The following is an 18,732-nucleotide window of genomic DNA, read 5'->3' as shown; positions in this document are numbered from 1 at the left end:
CGGGCCGAGATGATCTCGTCACACACCTCGTACAGCTCACGGTGCGCCTTCGCGGCGCGCAGATTGCCCGGCGTGGGCATCTTCCGGGACAGGTTCACCGGGGCGAAGGCCCGCTTGACCGCGTAGGCGTTGATCCGCGGGAAGTTGCGCTGGACGGTGGGAACCATCGCGTCCACGTCGTTCTTACGGCCGAAGAGGATGCGGGAGATCGTCCGCAGCGTGTGCCCCGTCATCTCCTCCGCCACGTCGACGGTCGCGTCCGGTGCGGTCCGCCACCGCTCGACGAGGCTGCCGGTCTCCTGCGTGATCTCCGAGCCGTAGTTGCTCACCTGACGAGGCGTGAACAGCGACTGGAGCATGCGGCGCTGGCGCAGGTATTCGTCCCCCATGCTGGTGAGCAGCCCGTTGCCGAACGACTGCCGCAGCTCCCCGAGGAACCTGTTCTCCTTGCTGAACGTCTGCGCCGAGGACGCCAGCACCTGCTGAGCACCGTCCGCGGAGAACACGCCGTAGAACTCCGCCCGCATACCCGGCGGACCCACCGTGAAGCGGACCACGTCACCGTGGTCGCGCAGCGCCTTGAGGTAGGTGCCCAACGTGTCCCGCTGGAGGTCCATCAGCGACCCGAACAGCGGATGCCCCGCCATGGTGGGAGGCGCCGAAACCGTCGAAGTACTCGCGGTCATGATGCTGTCGCTCCTTCTGATGCTTTCGTGCCGGGCCGCCGCCTGCGGGCCTGACGCGTCGGGTGATACGGGTGCCGGCCGGGCCGGCCGGTGCCCGACCGGGCATGCGCTCGCCGGACGCGGATCCGGCCGGGCCGTCGCGGTGAACTCCAGGCAGTCCGGCCGCCCCGCGGGCCCGAAGGCCACGGTCCAGCCGGCCGGGACATCGAGGGCCGAGGGCCACAGCGAGTGCTGCCGCCGGTCGTCGACGAGGACGAGGTAGTCGCAGTCCGGTCTGTCGAAGGGATTGGTCATCACGGTGTCCCTGGTGAGTCCGGCGTCGCCGCCGTGGCGGCACGCAGACGGGCCACGTCCGATCGCGGGGACGCGACGATCTCCGCCAGCAACCGCTCGTACGTGCGCGCCATGCGCTCGACGGTCTGCGGGGAGAAGAGGTCGGTGCTGAACTCCAGGTAGCCCCGCAGCCCGGACTCCGTTTCTTCCACGACGAGGTTGAGGTCGTACTTCGTGGTCGTGGTCGCGGGACGGACGGGCAGCACCTGAAGGTCCGTTCCGTCACCGCCGGACCCGGTGGGGGCGGCGGCGGGAAGCAGGTTGAACATCACCTGGAACAACGGGGAGCAGCCGGGGTCGGGACTGGGCACCAGGGCCCGGACGAGGTCGGGGAACGGCAGGTCCTTGTGATCGTGCGCCTCGGTGGTGACGCGCCTGGTGCGCTCAAGGACCTCGGGGAAGGAACGGTCCGCGGGCACGTCGAGGCGGAGCGCCACCAGATTGACGAAGTAGCCGACGACACCCTCCAGTTCGGCCCGCGGCCGGTTCGACACCGCGGTTCCGACGACCAGTTCGCTGCCGTCCGTGTGCCCGCCCAGCAGAACGGCGAAGGCCGACAGCAGGGTCATGTAGAGGGTGACGCCCTGCTCCTGGCTCAACCGGCCCAGACGTTCCAGCAGTTCGGCGGAGACCCGCAGATCCACCGACGATCCCTGGTACGTCTTGACCGGGCATCGCTCGTAGTCGGTACGCAGCGGCAGACAGGCCGGAAGCCCGGCCAGTTGCCGCCGCCAGTAGCTCTGTTGGCGGGCGAGCTCCGCGGCGTCGGTCGTGAGCGCCTGCCAGCGGGCGAACCGTGCGTAGGACAGCGGCAGTTCGGGCAGCTCGGCTGCCTTCCCCAGGCTGAGCGCGCGGTACAGCACGAGCAGCTCCGCCAGCACGACGTTCACGGACCAGCCGTCGAAGACGCCCCAGGGCCGGGTCAGCACCCCGATGTGCTGATCGTCGGACACCGTGATCAGGTGGGCGCGGATCGCGTACCGGTCCTCCGGCGCGAAGGGACGCAGCCGCTCGGCACGCAGCCACTGGGTGACCGCCTCCTCCTCGACGGCCGCCCGCCGTACCGCGAAGCCGTCGGCGGGGTGGACGTTCTGGGTCACCGTGCCCTCGTACCGGGAATAGCCGGTGCGCAGGACCGCGTGCCGTTCCACCAGCGCTCCCACGGCGCGCGCGTAGGCCTCCCGGTCCAGGGAGCCGTTGATGCGGAATGCCAGCTGGACGTTGTCGTGCGCCGTTCCCAGGTGCGCTGGCCGGTTGAGGAACCACAGGTCGCGCTGTTGGAGCGTGATGGGCGCCGGACCCCGCTCCCCGGCCTCGTCGGCCTCTGCCCGATCGGCTCGGACCGACGGTCCGCTCTTGTGCTCCGTGGGCTGCTCCAGGACGGCGGACATCTCTTCGACGGTGGCCCCGCTGAAGATCAGCTGGAGCGGCAGCTCGGCGCCGGTCTCCTCCTTGAGCCGCAGGGTGAGCCGGGTCGCGAGCAAGGAGTGTCCGCCGAGATCGAAGAAGCTGTCCTGGAGGCCCACCCGGGTTAGTCCGAGGACGTCGGCGACGATCCGGCACAGTGCGCGCTGCGCCTCGGTCTGCGGGGCGACGTACCGTTCCTTGGTCACGTCGGTCTCGTCCGGGGCCGGCAGGGCCCGCTTGTCGACCTTGCCGTTCGGCGTGACGGGCAGTTCGTCGAGGATCACGAACACGCCGGGCACCATGTAGTGCGGCAGCTGCGCGGAGAGGTGCGCCTTGAGGGCGCGGGCCAGTGACGGCCCTCTGCCGGCCAGCTGCGGATGATTGGTCGCCGCGGGTGCCCGGTAGGGCTCACGCGCCCGTACGCGGGGCAGTTCACACCTGCCGAGCACCAGGTCCAGGCCGTCGAGCCGGTCCTGCGACCAGGTGGCCGCCACCTGGAAGCCGAGTTCCTCGGCGTGCCGGAGAACGGCTTCGAGCTCCCGGACCTCGTCCGCCGACCGCGATCGGGACACGACGGGTTCGGCCGCCCGGAGACGCGGCCCGCGCCCTAGCTCCGCGCCGAGGCGCACGGCATCGGTGACGCGGGGGTTCGTCAGGCCGCTCACCCCGAACCGGTCGGGGACCTCGCCGTCCAGGAGTGCGCGCAGCTCCGCCGGGGAAGCGGACTCCAGCCACGGCAGGGCGGCGCCCGGCGCGGCGTCCTTGCGCAGGATCACGTCGTAGCGGTAGGCGAGGGCCTCGCTGTCTCCCTCGCCCCGCCCGACGACGAGGTCGACCGCCCCGAGTTCGGGGAGGCGATCCGGCAGCCGCGCGAAGTACGTCGGGCTGACGAGCAGTTCCCGCTCCCGGCGCCGGCCGCGCCGCACCCGGGTGGCCACGTCGGACGTGCCGCCGGGCTCCGCACCGTCCCACTGCGCCGCGCAGAGCTGGGCGGTGAACAGATCCAGGTTCCGGACACCGCCGACGAGAATGCTGCCGCCGTCCTCCAGCAGCGGGACCAGGCGGGCGAGTACGTCCTCCAGGTACTCCTCGTTGGGGAAGTGCCGCACCACCGAGTTGAGCACGATCGTGTCGAACTTCTCGCCGGGCAGCTCCCCCGCGGACCACGCGTCCCCCTGCGCCAGGGTGACGTGCGGCCAACCGTGGTCCGCGACCCCGCGGCGGGCCGCGTCCAGCGCCGTGGCCGACGGGTCGAGCGCGTGCACCGAAGCGCAGTCCGCCGCGTAGCGCAGGAGCAGCTCGCCCCGCCCGCAGCCGATCTCCAGCACCCGCTTGGGGCGTATGCGCCGCAGGTGCCGGGCCGCGGCCTCGACGGTTCCCTGGTCGACTGGTCCCTGGTCGGCGGATCCGGTGCCGGACGCATACCGGTCGTCGCCGTGCTGCCGCCAGTGTTCGAGGTGGGCGGCGTTCTCCTCCCGGTCAGCGGTGTGCAGCCACCCGGTGGTCGGGCTCACGTAGGCGGCGAGCGTGCGGGCGGCGCCGCTCCCCTGGGGGACCACCACGGCACGGTGCACCGCGGGGTGCGTGAGCAGCACGTTCGCGACTTCGCCGGGTTCCACGCGGAAGCCGCGCACCTTGACCTGGTCGTCGACACGGCCGAGGTAGTCGAGCGTGCCCTGGGCACGCCACTTCACGAGGTCACCGGTGCGGTACATGCGTGTTCCGGAGCCGAACGGATCGGCCACGAACCGCTCGGCGGTCAGCTCCGGCCGGTTCAGATAGCCACTGGCCATGCCGTCGCCGGCGGCGTACAGCTCACCCGGCACTCCGAGCGGTACCTGTCGCAGCGCCTCGTCCAGCACGTACACCCGGGTGTTCCACACCGGGGGACCGATGGGCACGGCCGTCGCTGCGGACTCGGCCCGGTAGCGGCAGGCGGTGACGGGTCCTCCCTCGGTGGGCCCGTACAGGTTGTGCAGTTCGGTGTCCGGCAGCACGCGTGCGAACCGTTCGGCGAGCTCGACCGGGAGCGCTTCGCCCGCGGTCTCGACACGGCGCAGGCCGGTGCACAGTTCCGCGGTCGGTTCCGACAGGAACTCGGCCAGCATGGACGGGACGAAATGGAGGTCGGTGATCCGCTCGTCGCGAATCAGACGTGCGAGGTACTCCGGATCCTTCTGTCCGTCAGGGCGGGCGATCACCACGGCCGCTCCGACCTGGAGTGGCCAGAACAGCTCGGGCACCGAGACGTCGAAGCCGACCGACGTCTTCAACAGCATCCGGTCCTCGCCGCCCATGCCGTAGTGACTCTGCTTCCATGCGGTCCAGTTCAGGCCCGCACGGTGAGGGATCACCACGCCCTTCGGCCGGCCCGTGGAACCAGAGGTGTAGAGCACGTAGGCGGCGTCGTCCCTGCCCACCTCGGTCCGGGGGTCGTCGTCCCGGCAGCCGGTGGTGTCCGGCAGCTCCTCCAGAACGAGCAGCGGCACGCTGTCGGCGAGCACCTGCTCTACGCGCTCGTCCGGAAGGTCGGTCTCCAGGGGCAGGTACGCCGCTCCGGTCTTCACCACCGCGTAGACGGCCACCACGAGTTCGAACGAGCGCGGTATCCGGATCGCGACCCGCTGCCCGCGCGCGGCGCCCCGCTCGATCAGCCAGTGCGCGAGCCGGTTGGCACGGGTGTTCAGTTCCGCGTACGTCAGGGTGCGGCCCTCGAAGACCAGCGCGGTGCGGTCCGGAGTACGTGCGACCTGCGCCTCGAACGCGGCGGGCAGCGTCTCGTGCGGGAGGGGTACCGCGGTGTCGTTCCACTCGGCCAGGCGCTGCCGGTCGCCGGCAGGCAGGACATCGACGTCCAGTGCGGCGGTACCTCTCCCGTCGTCCGTGATGAGGGCGTCGACAAGTCCCGCCAACGCGGTTTCGAGACAGTCGGCCACCGCCTCGCAGGTCACCGACTCCTCGACCTGGACGTCCAGCGACAGCTCGGTGCCGAAGTCGTCGAGCGACACCGTCACGGGGTAGTTGATGGCGTCCACGGCCGCGAGGAAGCGCACCCCGTGGTCTTCGGTGCGCGGCAGCCCGTCGACGTGTTCCGCCTCGAAGTGACGGAAGTTGACCACGGCGCTGAACAGGGGGGCGTCGCCCTCCAGGCCGCTGCACCGCTGGACCAGGCTCAGAGGGCTCTGTTCCCGTGCGATCAGCTCCCGCAGCCCGGAGTCGACGTCCGCGATCAGCTCGCTCACGGTCCGGCCGGCTAGCCGGGTGCGCAGCGGAAGCGTGTTGATGAAGTTGCCTAGCATGCGTTCCACCCCGGGCACTCCTTGCAGGCGCCCGGACATCACGGCGCCGAACACCACGTCGTCGCGCCCGCTGGTGGCGGCGACGAAGCAGGCCCACGCCGCGTGGAAGAGACAGGCGGGGCTCACCCGCAGACGCTGGGCCTGGGCGCGCAGGTCGCGTGCGAGAGGATCGGGCAGAGCCCTGCGCAACCGTCCGACCCGCCGGCCGTTGCCGTGCACGTCGGTGAGGCCGAACGGCGTCGTGGGTTCCGTGACGTCCCCGAGGGTTGCCCGGAAGTAGGCCACCGTGTCGTCCTCGGTGTGCCTGGCCAGGGTGTGGGAGACGAAGTCGCGGTAGGGCGCCGGGGTGGACAGCAGGTCGACGCGGCCCGCCATGTGCACGGCCAGCTCCTGGAGGATCAGTCGCAGGGAGGTGGCGTCCTCGATGAGATGGTGGGCGGTCAGGAGCAGGTGGCGCCGCTGTGAGTGCGGCTCCTCCGCGACGACCAGGCGCAGCAGCGGCGCGCTGTCGAGGCGCATGCGTTCCTGGCGCGCGAGCAGTTCCCTCGCCTGCTCCTCGGGGTCCCGGCCGGCGGCGAGCATGGTCCGCTCCACGGGCAGCCGCGCGGTCCGGTGCACGACCTGGACCGGTTCGGGCAGGCCGGCGGTGAGAACGGCGGTGCGCATCACGTCGTGGCGGTCGACGATGCGCTGCAGCGAGTCGATGAACCGGGCGCACGCCTGCTCGTCCTCGGCCACGTAGAGGGTGGAGACGAGATACGGGTCGTTGTCCGGGTCCATCAGGTGGTGGAAGAAAATGCCCTCCTGCGTGGGCAGCAGGGGGTAGATGTCCTGGATGCCGGCCGCCCCACCGGGTACGGCGGCCACGACGGTGTCGATCTGCTCCTGTGTCAGGTCGATCAGCGCGAGCAGGTCGGGGGTGATGCGCTCGCAGCCCTCCGGGATCCGGTTGGCCGGGACGGTGTGCGCGGGCACCGCCCCGGTGGCGTCGATGCGTGCCGCCAGCTCGGCCAGCGTGGGCGCGGTGAAGACGTCCTGGACGGTGATGTGCAGACCGATGTCCTTCAGCCGCGCCACCAACACCGTGATCATCAGGGAATGGCCGCCGAGGGCGAAGAAGTTGTCGTCGGTGCTGACCCGGCCGGCGTCGAAGCCGAGGAGTTCGGCGCAGATGTCGGCCAGGTGCCGTTCGGTGTCGGTGACGGGTGCGACGTAGTCGCGCTGCGCGAAGGCTTCGATGCCGGGGGCGGGCAGGGCGCGGCGGTCGAGCTTGCCGTGCGCGGTCACCGGCAGGGCCGCGAGTTCGACGTACGCGCTCGGCACCATGTACTCGGGCAGTGCGCCCTCGAGGTGCCGGATCAGGTCGCCCCGGTGGTCGGCGAGGGCGTGTCCGGCTTCGGGCACCACGTAGGCGACCAGGCGGGGGCTGCCGGGCTGGTCCTCACGGACCAGGACGGCCGAGGAGCGGACCGAGGGGTGCTCCGTGAGCCGGTGCTCGATCTCGCCCGGCTCGATGCGGAAGCCGCGCACCTTGACCTGGTCGTCGGCACGGCCGAGGAACTCCAGGTCGCCGTCGGGCAGTCGGCGCACCAGGTCGCCGGTGCGGTACATGCGGGCGCCGGGGGAAGCGTCGAACGGGTTGGGCACGAACCGTTCGCGGGTCAGCTCGGGCTGGTGCAGGTAGCCGCGGGCCAGCCCCGCGCCGGCGATGTACAGCTCGCCGACGCAGCCGACGCCCTGCGGCGCGAGGGCCTCGTCGAGCACGTGCAGCTGGATGTTCTGGATCGGCCGGCCGATGGGGACGGCGCGCAGTGTGCCGTCGGCGGGGACGGTCCAGTGGCTGACGTCGACGGCTGCCTCGGTGGGCCCGTACAGGTTGTGCAGCGGCGCGGTGTGCTGCTCGTAGTGGCGTGCGCACAGGTCCGGGGGCAGCGCCTCGCCGCTGCAGAACACCTGTCGTACGGTCGTGCACCGCGCCCAGCCCGGCTCCTCGACGATGCCGCGCAGCATCGACGGCACGAAGTGCAGGGTGGTCACGCCGAACGCGCGGACGGCGGAGACCAGGTAGGCCGCGTCGCGGTGACCGCCGGGCGCGGCGATGGCGAGACGGGCGCCGTGGAGCAGCGGCCAGAAGAACTCCCAGACGGACACGTCGAAGCTGTAGGGGGTCTTCTGCAGGACGACGTCGTCACCGGTGAGCCGGTACTCGTTCTGCATCCACTCGATGCGGTTCACCACGGCCCGGTGCTCGATCATCACACCCTTGGGGCGGCCCGTGGAGCCGGAGGTGTGGATCACGTACGCCAGGTTCCCCGGATGTCCACCCGGTTCGGCCGTGGGAACGTCCACGTCACGGGACTCGTGGACGTCCGCACCCGCCCGGTCGCGCAGGGTGCCGTCCGGGTGCAGGACGAGCAGGTGCTCGACGCGGTCCAGTGGTTCGGCGTCCAGGTGCGGCTGGGTGAGGACCACAGTGACCCCGGAGTGGTCCACGAGGTCGCTCCGGCGGGCCGCCGGGTAGGACGGCTCGATCGGCATGTAGGCGCCCCCGGCCTTCAGGGCGCCCAGGATTCCCGCGACCATTTCGGCGGAACGCTCGGCGTGCAGGCCGACGAGCGTGTCCGGCCCGACACCGTGCCGGCGCAGTCCGCGGGCGATCCGGTCGGCCCAGGCGTCGAGTTCGGCGTACGTCCATGAGCGGTCGGTGGTGACCAGGGCCGTGCGCTCGGGGTGGCGGGCCACCCGCTCCTCGAACAGTTCGTGCAGGCACCGGTCGTCGCTGAAGGACCGCTCGGTGTCGTTGAACACCTCGACCACCTGGCGCCGCTCCTCGGCGTCGATCATCGCGAGTCGGGACACCGGCAGCGCCGGATCGTCGGCGACTGCGGCGAGCAGCCGGGTGTAGTGACCGATGAAGCGCCGGATGGTCTCGCGGTCGTACAGGTCGGGGTTGTACTCGACGGTGCCGACCAGGCCGTCGGGGGACTCCCGTAGGTCGACCGTCAGGTCGAACTTGGTGAAGCTGAGATCGAAGTCGACCGGGGTGACCTCCAGACCGCCGAGGGTGACGTCGCGTTCGGTCTGTGCCTCCTGGAGGACGAACATCGTCTGGAAGACGGGCGAGTGAGCGAGGCTGCGCTCGGTGTCCAGGGCTTCCACGACGGCCTCGAAGGGGACTTCCTGATGGTCGTACGCCTCCAGTGCGGTCTTCTTCACCTGGGCCAGCAGATCGCTGAAGTGCGGGTCGCCCGCGAGGTCCGCGCGCATCACCAGGGTGTTGGCGAAGAAGCCGATGAGATCCTCGACCTCGCGTCGCCCGCGGTTGGCGACGACCGTGCCGACGGCGATGTCCGTCTGGCGGGTGTAGCGGTTGAGGACGACGGTGTAGGCGGCCAGCAGGGTCATGTACAGGGTGGCTTCGTGCGCCTTGGCGACGTCGCGCAGGGCGCTCAGCACCTCTGCGGGACAGGTGAGGTTCTCGCGGGCCCCCGCGTGGGTCTTCACGCGCGGCCGCTCCCGGTCGGCGGGCAGCGTCAGCCGCGGGTCGATCCCGGCCAGCCGGCGTTTCCAGTAGTCCGTCTGACGGTCGTGCAGCTCGCCTGCGAGCCGCTCACGCTGCCAGTGCGCGTAGTCCGCGTACTGCACGGGCAGCGGCTCCAGCGGGTCCGGGCGGCCCGTGCAGAACGCTTCGTACAGGGCGACCAGGTCGCGGAAGAAGACGCCGGCCGACCAGCCGTCGGACACGCTGTGGTGCGCGGTGACGAGCAGGTGGTGCTCCTGCTCCGACTGCCGCAGCAGCCGTACCCGGATCAGTGGCCCGCGCCCCAGGTCGAACGGGGCGGCGGCCTCGTCGCGACAGAGCGCGGCGAGCCGCGCCGGGTCGGTCAGCTCCTCCTCGGCGACCGTGAAGTCGCTGCCGTCGCCGATGACCTGGCGCGGTACGCCACCGTCGTCGGCGAACCGGGTGCGCAGCACCTCGTGCCGCTGGACGACCGCCTCCAGGGCGCGCAGCAGTGCGGGGCGGTCGAGGCGTCCGCGCAGCCGCATCGCCATGGGGATGTTGTAGGCGGCGCTGGTGCCGTCCAGCTGGGCGAGGAACCACAGCCGCTGCTGGGTGAAGGAGAGCGGCACCGGTGTGCCGTCGGTCCGGGACTGCCTGGGGATGGTCTCCAGCGCGGAGAGGTCGACGCCCTGCTTGCGCAGCAGCGCGATCAGGGCGCGCTGCCGCTTCTGGGGCAGGGAGCGGATCCTGCGGATGAGATCAAGGCCGTTGTCCTGACTGGTGGTGCCCATCGTCGTCGCCCGCCTCAGTTCTCGATGTCCAGCGCGTCCAGCTCCTCGTCGCTCATGTGCTCGACAAGGGCGATGCTTCCGAGGATCAGATCCAGCTCCGCCGTGCTCGTGTCCCCTGCCACGAGGAACCGTTCGCCCAGTTCCCGGGCCATGTCGTGAAGGCGCGGCGTGGCGAAGACCGTTTCGACCGGCAGCTCGACGCCCGCCCGCTCCTTGAGCAGGTTGATCAGCCGGGTGGCCAGCAACGAGTTGCCGCCGAGCGAGAAGAAGTCGGTCCGTGCGGTCAGCGTGGCCGCGTCGACCTGGAGGACGTCGGCCCAGGCCTGCCGCATGGTCTGCTCGGCGTCGGTGACGGCGCCGGCGGTCGGCGCGGGTTCCTGTGCCCTCCTGTCCGGTACGGCCGCCTGTGGGTCGCGTCCGACCCAGTAGCTGCCCGCCTCGAACGCGGTGGCCGGCAGGGGCACCACCTGGCGCCGCCCGGTGTGCAGCCCGCTCCAGGGCACCCGGACCCCGCGCACCCACAGGGCGGCCAGTTCCTCCAGGGCCCGGTCCTCGGCGAGCCCGGCGAGGAAGGCCTCGCCCCGGGCGCCGGACAGAACGGAGGTCCAGGGGCCTGGGTCGTCCCCGGCGTTGCCCCGGTGGACGGGTGCGGTCGTGGCGGTGCCCGCCAGGTGTCCGGCGAGCGCCTGGGCCAGTTCGGCACGGTCGGCGGCCACCACGGCGAGCCGCTCGGACAGCGGCTCGCGGCCCAGCTGTGTGGTGTAGGCGATGTCCGCGAGGCTCACGGTGGAGTCGCCGCCGTCCTCGCCGGGCAGGTCCGCCAGGTGGTCGAGCAGGCGCAGTACCGCCGCGTGCAGGCGCTCTTCGGTCCGGGCGGAGACCACGACGACCTGCGGCGCGGTGTCCGGGGTCACGGTCCGGACCTCGACGGCGGCCGGCGGTGCCTCCACGACCATGCTGACGTGGCTGCCGCCCGCCGCCACGCAGTTGATGAGGGCACGACGGGGCCGGGACGGGCCGCCGGTGTCCGTGCCGCCCCGTGGCTCCCAGTCGGTCAGCCGGTCGCACAGTTCGAGCGGTGAACCGTCCAGGTTCAACCGGGGGTTGGCGGTGCCGACGTCGACGAGCGGTGCGATCTGACCATGCTGGAGCTGCAGGACGACCTTGGTGAGCTGGGCGATGCCGGAGGCCGCCTCGGGATGCCCGAGGTTCGACTTCACGGCGCCGACCGGCACCGGGGCGGGGACACCGGCGAACACCTCGCGCAGGGCGCGCAGTTCCACCTCGTCCGCGAAGGCGGTGCCGTTGGCGGCGGACTCGACGTAGCCGATGGAGCCGGGTTCGGCACCGGCCCGCTCCAGCGCCCGGCTCATGGTCGCGACCTGGGTGCGGTGGCTGGGTGTCATGAAGCCGTTGGAGCGGCCCGCGTGCAGCGACGACGTGCTCTTGAGGACCGCGAGGACGGTGTCGCCGTCGCGCAGCGCCGCGTCCAGCGGCTTGAGCAGAACGGCGCCGACCGCCTCGGCGGGCAGGTAGCCGTCGCCGTCGCGGAAGCTGCGGCTGCCCGGATGGGTGCCGAGCAGCTGCATCTCCGAGAGTGCGACGTACTTGTCCTCGTGCACGGTCAGGTTGACCCCGCCCGCGACGGCCAGCTCGCACTCGCCGCGCAGCAGGTCGGCGCAGGCGAGGTGGACGGCCATCGCCGAGGAGGTGCACATGCTGTCCACGGCGAGGCTCGGGCCTTCGAGGCCGAAGAAGTGCGAGACGCGATTGGCGATCAGGTTGTACGAGGCGGACGAGGTGAGCGCCGCGAGCACCGGTTCGGAGGCGTCCGCCCGGTACATCTGGTAGGCGGCTCCGACGTACACGCCGACGCGTCGTCCGTAGCGGCGCTCGATCACCTCCTGGGTGACGCCGCCCTGTTCGAGCAGGTGCCACACGGTCTCCAGGAACAGCCGCTGCTGCGGGTCCATCGCCGAGGCCTCGCGGGGCGAGATGCCGAAGTGCAGCGGGTCGAACCGGTCGATGCCGTCGAGGAAGGCGCCGTACCGGGCGCCGCCGTCGGTCTTCCAGCGGTCCGCGGGGACCTCGGTGACGCAGTCCCGGCCCTCGCGCAGCGCGGCCCAGAAGGCGTCCAGGTCATCGGCGTGCGGGTAGCGTCCGCCGATGCCGATGACGGCGATGTCCTGGCCCGCCGGGGTCGGGACCGGGGCGGGGGCGGTGGTGTTCGACGGAGCCGTCACGGGTGCGGCGGTCCGCGGCTGCGGGGCCTCGCGCAGGGCGGCCTCGGGCGCCGGCTCGCCGACGAGTGCGCGCAGCGCCTGCGCGTGCTCGTCCGCGAAGTACCCGGCCAGCCCGCGCACCGTCCGCACCTCGAAGAGCAGCGTGCGCGGCAGCGGTCCGAAGGTGTCCTCCAGCGGCTGGACCATGGTCACGGCGAGCACGGAGTCCATGCCGTACCGCTCCAGCGGGGTGTCGGGGTCGAGGCGCTCGGGACCGAGTCCGAGGGCGGAGGCCAGTACGCGCCTGAGATGGGCCACGGCACGGTCCTCGACGGACGGTGCGGATCCGCCGCCGGCGGCTGTGGCGGGCGCGAGGGCTTCCGGTGCCGGGGCCGCCACGGTCCGCGGCGCCGCCTCCCCCGCACGCTCCGTCAGCCGGGTCAGCAGTGCCTCACGGTCGCCCGCCACCACGAGCAGCCTGCCCTCCGTGACACCGCCCGCGGCGCCGGCCAGGGCCTGGTGCAGGGCGGCCAGGCCACGTTCGGTGTCGAGGGGGGCCAGGCCCAGGGCGCGCAGCTGCTCGCGGACGGGGCCCTCGGCGCCCATGCCGCCCTCGTCCCACAGCGGCCAGTTGACGGACACGGTACGGCCGCTGCGCAGGCCCGCGTCGACGAGCCGGGCGCGTTGTGCGGCGTAGGCGTCCATGAAGGCGTTGGCGGCGGCGTAGTCGCTCTGGCCGGGGTTGCCGAAGGCTCCGGCGAGGGACGAGAAGCAGAGGAACAGCTCCAGTGGCTGCTCCTGGGTCAGCTCGTCCAGGTGGACCAGACCGGCGACCTTGGGAGCGAGGACCCGGTCGAGTTCGCCGGGGCTCTTGCGGACCACGAAGTTGTCCTCGATGACGCCGGCGGCGTGCAGCACGCCGGTCAGCGGGCCGTGGTCCGCGGTCGTCCGGGCGAGCAGGGCGCCGAGCGCGTCCCGGTCCGCCACGTCGACGGTCTCGTAGCGGACGGTCAGGCCGGTGGTGCGCAGGTCCTCCAGTACCGCGCGCCGCTCGTCGGTCAGCGGGGAACGGCCGGCGAGGACCACGGTCGCGCGGCCGACGGTGGCGGCGATGTCCCGTGCCGTGATCAGACCGAGTCCGCCGATGCCGCCGGTGATGAGGTAGACGCCGTCCTCCCGCCAGGGCGCGGCGGCCGGCCGGGCGGCGGTGACCTCGGTGAGGCGGCGGACCTGGCGGCGGCCGTCGTGGTGGCGTACCTCGGGCTCCGGGGCGGTGGTGGCCTCGGCCGTGAGGCGGGCGGCAACGGTGGCGGGCGAGGCGCCGTCCAGGCACTCCAGGTACTGGGTGTGCAGCTTGGGGTTCTCCAGGTGGGCGGTGCGCAGCAGCGCACCCAGGCCGCTGAGACAGGCCGGCCGGTCGCTGTCGCCCACGGCCGCCACCTGGAGCAGGGCGGGCCGGCGCACGCCCTGCTCCAGGAGTCGCCGTGCCAGCGTGAACACCTGCCGTACGGCGTCTGTGTACTGCCGGTCCGGTGGGCCGTCGGCGACGTCGAGAACAGTGCACTCGGTCCCTGGGGGCAGGGCGGCCCGCAGGGTGTCGCGGTCGCCGTCGGCGCCGAGGCCGAGCACGACGACGTGCCGTTCCGCGAAGACGCCCGCGGCTCCGGCCGGGGCCTGTCGGTCGGCCCACTCCGGCCGCAGCAGCACCACGTCGGGGCCGTGGGCGCCGTCGGCGGACGCGGAGCCGGTGGGTGGTGCGGGCCGGTGCGGTGCGCCCTGCGTGTCGAGGTCGAACCAGCAGCGTTCGCGGGCGAAGGGATAGCCGGGCAGGCTGACGCGGCGCACGGCGCTGCCGGCGGGCCAGGTGTCCTCCCAGCGCACCTCGGCGCCGTCGGCCCACCGGGCGAGCAGGTCCTCGTACGATCCCTGCCCTGTCCAGGCGTTCAGGGCGGCGCGCACCGCCGCGGTGTCGGCGGGACGAACCGGGCTGACGGTGCCCCGGTGCCAGGGGCCGGTCACGGCGGGGCCGGCGGCGAAGGCGGCGAGCTGCTCGCGGGCCTCGGCGAGGGAGGTCGCGGCGAAGGCGAGGCGCTCCTCCAGAGCCATGCGTCCGGTCTGCAGGGTCCAGGCGATCGCGGGCAGGTCCGCGTCGGCGGCCTCGCCGAGCCGGGCGTGCAGGCGGCGGGCCTGTTCGGCGAGCTGGGCCTCGCTCTTGGCGGACAGCACCAGCAGCACGGGGCGGCCGGTGGCCGGAGCCACGGCCGGGCGGGCCGGCGGCCGGTACTCGGCGATGACGACGTGGGCGTTGGAGCCGCCGCCGCCGAAACTGGACACCCCGGCGACCCGCGGCAGCGTGCGGCCCTCCAGCGCGGGGCGCGGCCATGGTTGCAGGGTCCGCTGGACGCGCAGGGGGGTGCGGTCGAAGTCGATGTGCGGGTTGAGGGTCGCGGAGTGCAGGCTCGGCACGAGTTCGCCGTGGCGCATCTGGAGCAGCACCTTGGTGAGGGCTGCGATGCCGGCGGCGGACTCCAGGTGCCCGATGTTGGACTTCACGGAGCCGATCGCGAGCTGTTCGGGTGCGCCGCCGGCCCGGCTGAACGCCTGTTCCAGACCGCTGACTTCGATCGGGTCCCCCAGGGACGTGCCCGTGCCGTGGGCCTCCAGGTAGCTGAGGGCGCGGGGGTCGACCCCGGCGGCGGTGAGCGCCTCGGCGATGACCTTGCCCTGGGCGACCGGAGTGGGCACCGAGTACCCGGAAGTGCGTCCCCCGTGGTTCACCGCCGTGCCCTTGATCACCCCGTGGATCTGGTCGCCGTCGGCGATGGCTCGCTCCAGCGGTTTGAGGAGGACGGCGCCGACGCCCTCGCCGGGCACATAGCCGTCGCCGCCCTCGCCGAAGCTGCGGCACCGGCCGTCACTGGAGAGGAACTTGCGCTGACCGAGCACGAGATGCTTGTTGGGGTGCGGGGTGAGGTTGACGCCGCCTGCGAGAGCGGTGTCGCACTGACCGCTGCGGATGGCTTCGCAGGCCAGGTGGACGGCGGTGAGACTGGACGAACACATGGTGTCCACGGCCATGCTCGGGCCGTGGAAGTCGTAGAAGTACGACACCCGGTTGGCGACCGTGGAGGCGCTGCCCCACAGGGCGTCGGGCCTGCCGCGCTCCTGGGCCTGGGCTCCCAGAAGCTGGTACTCCTGGTACATCACACCGACGAACACGCCGACCTTCGCGCCGTGCGAGAGCCGGTCGGGGGTGTATCCGGCGTCCTCCAGGGTGTGGTGGGCGCACTGCAGGAACAGCCGTTCCTGCGGGTCGAGGTAGTCGGCCTCCAGCAGCGATATGTGGAAGAACAGCGGGTCGAACCGGTCGATGTCGTCGAGGAATCCGCCCCAGGCGCCGGCGCCGGCCTCGGCGTACCGGCCGTGGTCCCAGCGGCCGGCGGGAACCTCGCGCACGCAGTCGCGGCCCTCGCGCAGGTTCTGCCAGAACTCCTCCAGGTCGGCGGCCTCGGGGTAGCGGCCGCTCACACCGATGACCGCGATGTCACCGGGGCGTACGGCCTCCGGCTCGGCCAGCGTCTCGACGGTGGGCAGCGGACGGCTGGAAAGACCGGTCAGCTCCGCACACACACGGCCCTGTTCGTCCACGACGGTGACGTCCAGCCGGGCCGAGGCCCGGTCGGTGCCGCTGCCGCTCCGATGGCGGATCCACGCGTACGCACGGGTGGGCGAGGGGGCCAGGGCATCGGCGCGGGTGAGGGCGAACGGCAGGGCGAGCGTCGCCGAGCCGCCGTCGCCCAGCCACAGGCCGATGGTGCTCTGGAGGGCGCCGTCGAGGATGCTCGGGTGCAGCAGGCCGCCGGGCAGCGGTTCTGCCCGCTCCGGCAGGCGCAGCTCGGCCAGGACCTGGCGGCGTCCCTCCGCGTCCCTGCCGGTGCGCAACTCGGTCAGGGACCGCTGCGAGGGGCCGTACTCCAGGCCGAGGCCGCCGTAGAGGCCGTAGACGTGCTCGCCGGAGTACGTCGTCCCGGCGCATGCGGCTCGCAGCTCGGCAAGGGGCAGGGTGCGCGGGGTGGTGTCCTCGGCGAGGCTCGCCCGGCCCTGGCCGCACAGGGTGGTGGCACCGTCGGGGGCGACGGCGAGGATCTCGTACGCGCAGCCCTGTCCGCCGGTGCGCACGCGTACGCGCAGCGTCAGTCCGTCGGGGCCGTGCACGGCGGCCCGGAGCCACACCACGTCGGTCAGCCGGACGGCGGCGGCGTCCTCCCGGCCCAGCGTCCGGGCGACCGCCACGCGCGCCATCTCCAGGTGCGCGACCCCCGGAAGCACCAGGCCGCCGCGGACCTGATGGTCACGCAGATACGGTTCCGAGCCGTCGAAGCGGGTCTCGTACGTCATCTCGTCCGCAGGGCCGCCGGGCACGGTCCGCTGGAGCAGCGGATGGGTCCGCGGAACGGAGGTGCCCGGCGAGTCGCTCCCGGCGGGGGGCGTGTTGCGGACGCCGTGGGCACCGACGAGGTGGACCGCCATGGCCTGCAGCGTGCGGTGCTCGCCGAAGACGCCCGAAGTCAGGGCCAGCCCGTACCGCTCGTTCACCCGCCCGGCGAGCCGTGCCCGCCCGCCCAGGTCCAGCCCGAACTCACCGAATTCCGCGTCGGGCTGGACATCGGCGGCGTGCACGCCGAGAAGGGCCGCCACGTCTTCGGTGAGGGCGGTGCGTACGGCGGTGACGGCGTCGGACGTGTCCGGAGCGGGCGGAGCCGGGACCTTTCCGACCGGAGCCCCGGCGGGGGCCTGCGCGGGCATCGACGGCGCGGCGGAAACGGGGACGGCCGGTGCAGGGGCGGCGGGAGCGGGCACGGACGGCGCCGACGCGGCGGAAGCGGGCACCGACGGCGCCGACGCGACAGCACCAGCAGGCAACTGAGGCTCCAGCCACGCCGCCAGCTCCGCGATCGTCCGATGCTCGAACATCACCGTCGGCGACAACTCCACCGACAGCCGCCCCTCCAACTCCCCCACCAACCCCAACAGATCAGCCGACCCCAACCCCAACTCGTAATACCCCAACCCCACATCCACCACATCCGCAGACACACCCAGCCGAGAACCCACCAACTCCCGCAACACACCCGAGACAGCCACCGAATCCACCACCGGCACGCCAACACCAGCCACGACCCCGGACGACCCGCCGGGAGTGCCGCCGCGGACGTCGAGCGCGCCGGCCGCCCGGATGCGCTTGGCGACGAACTGCCCGACCTCGGCGACCTTTCGGCCGTCCTCGTTATAGAACTCCACGACCAGGCGGATGAGTTCGTCATCGCGGCGGACGGAGTCGGCGGGCACCCGCACGTAGCAGCGCCCACCGAGCGGCCCGGCCGCGCGGAACTGGTCGAACATCAGCGGGAGGTAGAGGCCGGGGCCGTCGTTGTCCCCGTGCAGCATGCCCAGGGCGACGCCTCCGCCGAGGAGCCCGGCTTCGAAGAGGGCGGGGTGGAAGAGGAACGCGCCGGTGGAGTCCTGGTGTTCGGGCGCGAGTTCCAGCTCGGCGATCCAGTCGCCGGGACGGTGGTGGACCACGCCGCCGAGTTTCATCAGGCCCGAGTGGAAGAGGTCGTACTCCCGGCACCAGGTGTAGATCTCGTCCATGGTGGTGCTTCGGGCCACGCCCTGGACGGGCAGCGGGAGCCGCTCCGTGAAGGCGACGGCACCGCGGTGGTGCGCGGTGACGACGGCGTGCAGGACGTCGGCGGTGTCCTGGGCGCGGCGGCTGCGCACCTCGATGCGATGCCCCCCGCCGGCCGCGGGCCGCCCCTCGACGGTGGTCAGGACGGCCTCACCGGGCCCGGCGACGAGCGGCGCGAGGATGGTGAGGTTGCGCAGTTCCACCTCGGGCATGGGATGTCCCTGCCGGGCGAGCACTTGGAGCACCAGGTCCACGTAGCCGACACCGGGCATCAGGCTGCGGCCGTACACGACGTGCCCGTGCAAGAGGGGATTGTCGGCGGTGACGGTAAAGGTCTCGGTGAACGTGCGCAATGCGGTCATCGGTTTTCCGTCCCAAGAAAGGCGCGCGAGAGTGCCCGAGTGCGTGTGGCGCGAACCGGGGATTCGTTTACGTGCGGAGGGAGAGCGATGGCTGTCGGGGCGAACCCGTCGCGGTGCATCCGGTGCCATGTGAGCCGGGATACCGGATTACCGGCCGCCTGGGGCGGGGGGACCAGGAACCGCGCGGAGAAGAACCCGCCGGAATCGATGTCGGTCTGCGCACCGCGCAGTTCCACAAGGCCTCGTTCGGCCGGCAGGGCGACCGGGTCGAGCAGGTTTGCGGAAAGGGGGCCACTTTGCTCGGCGTCTATGCCCACGGTATGCAGCCGACCGGCCCGCGCCATCGCGGTCGCACGGTATCCGGAGCAGTGCGCAATACCGCCGACCACTCCGGTCGGCCATTGCGGGGCCCTGTGCCGCCCGGACGGCAGGGGAACCGGA

General features: G+C 72.3%; 4 protein-coding genes. All 4 read right to left on the bottom strand.

The window, feature by feature from the left end; genetic code table 11:
• Positions 1-980: cytochrome P450 (locus tag BZL64_RS42045; RefSeq protein ID WP_143663328.1), on the bottom strand; the 980-nt coding region annotated here is incomplete at its 3' end.
• A complete protein-coding gene (locus BZL64_RS27665) occupies positions 980-10,018 on the bottom strand; it encodes a non-ribosomal peptide synthetase (protein WP_086771906.1) in 9,039 nt (3,012 codons plus the stop codon). The genes BZL64_RS42045 and BZL64_RS27665, both read right to left, overlap by 1 nt.
• 14 nt (positions 10,019-10,032) lie before the next feature.
• Positions 10,033-18,291 carry an SDR family NAD(P)-dependent oxidoreductase gene (locus BZL64_RS27660; RefSeq protein WP_086771905.1) on the bottom strand — a complete coding sequence of 2,753 codons (8,259 nt, stop codon included), beginning with the start codon at positions 18,289-18,291 and terminating at the stop codon, positions 10,033-10,035.
• Positions 18,288-18,722, bottom strand: coding sequence for a hypothetical protein (locus BZL64_RS42225; RefSeq protein ID WP_425276076.1), 435 nt, complete (start codon positions 18,720-18,722; stop codon positions 18,288-18,290). The genes BZL64_RS27660 and BZL64_RS42225 overlap by 4 nt, the downstream gene beginning before the upstream one ends.
• Positions 18,723-18,732: the final 10 nt, after the last annotated feature.

Origin of the sequence: Streptomyces bobili (assembly GCF_002154575.1) — a bacterium.
Classification (GTDB): Bacteria; Actinomycetota; Actinomycetes; order Streptomycetales; family Streptomycetaceae; genus Streptomyces; species Streptomyces bobili.
The sequence above is the reverse complement of the archived record's forward strand: the minus strand, read 5'-3'. Positions and strand labels throughout refer to the sequence as shown.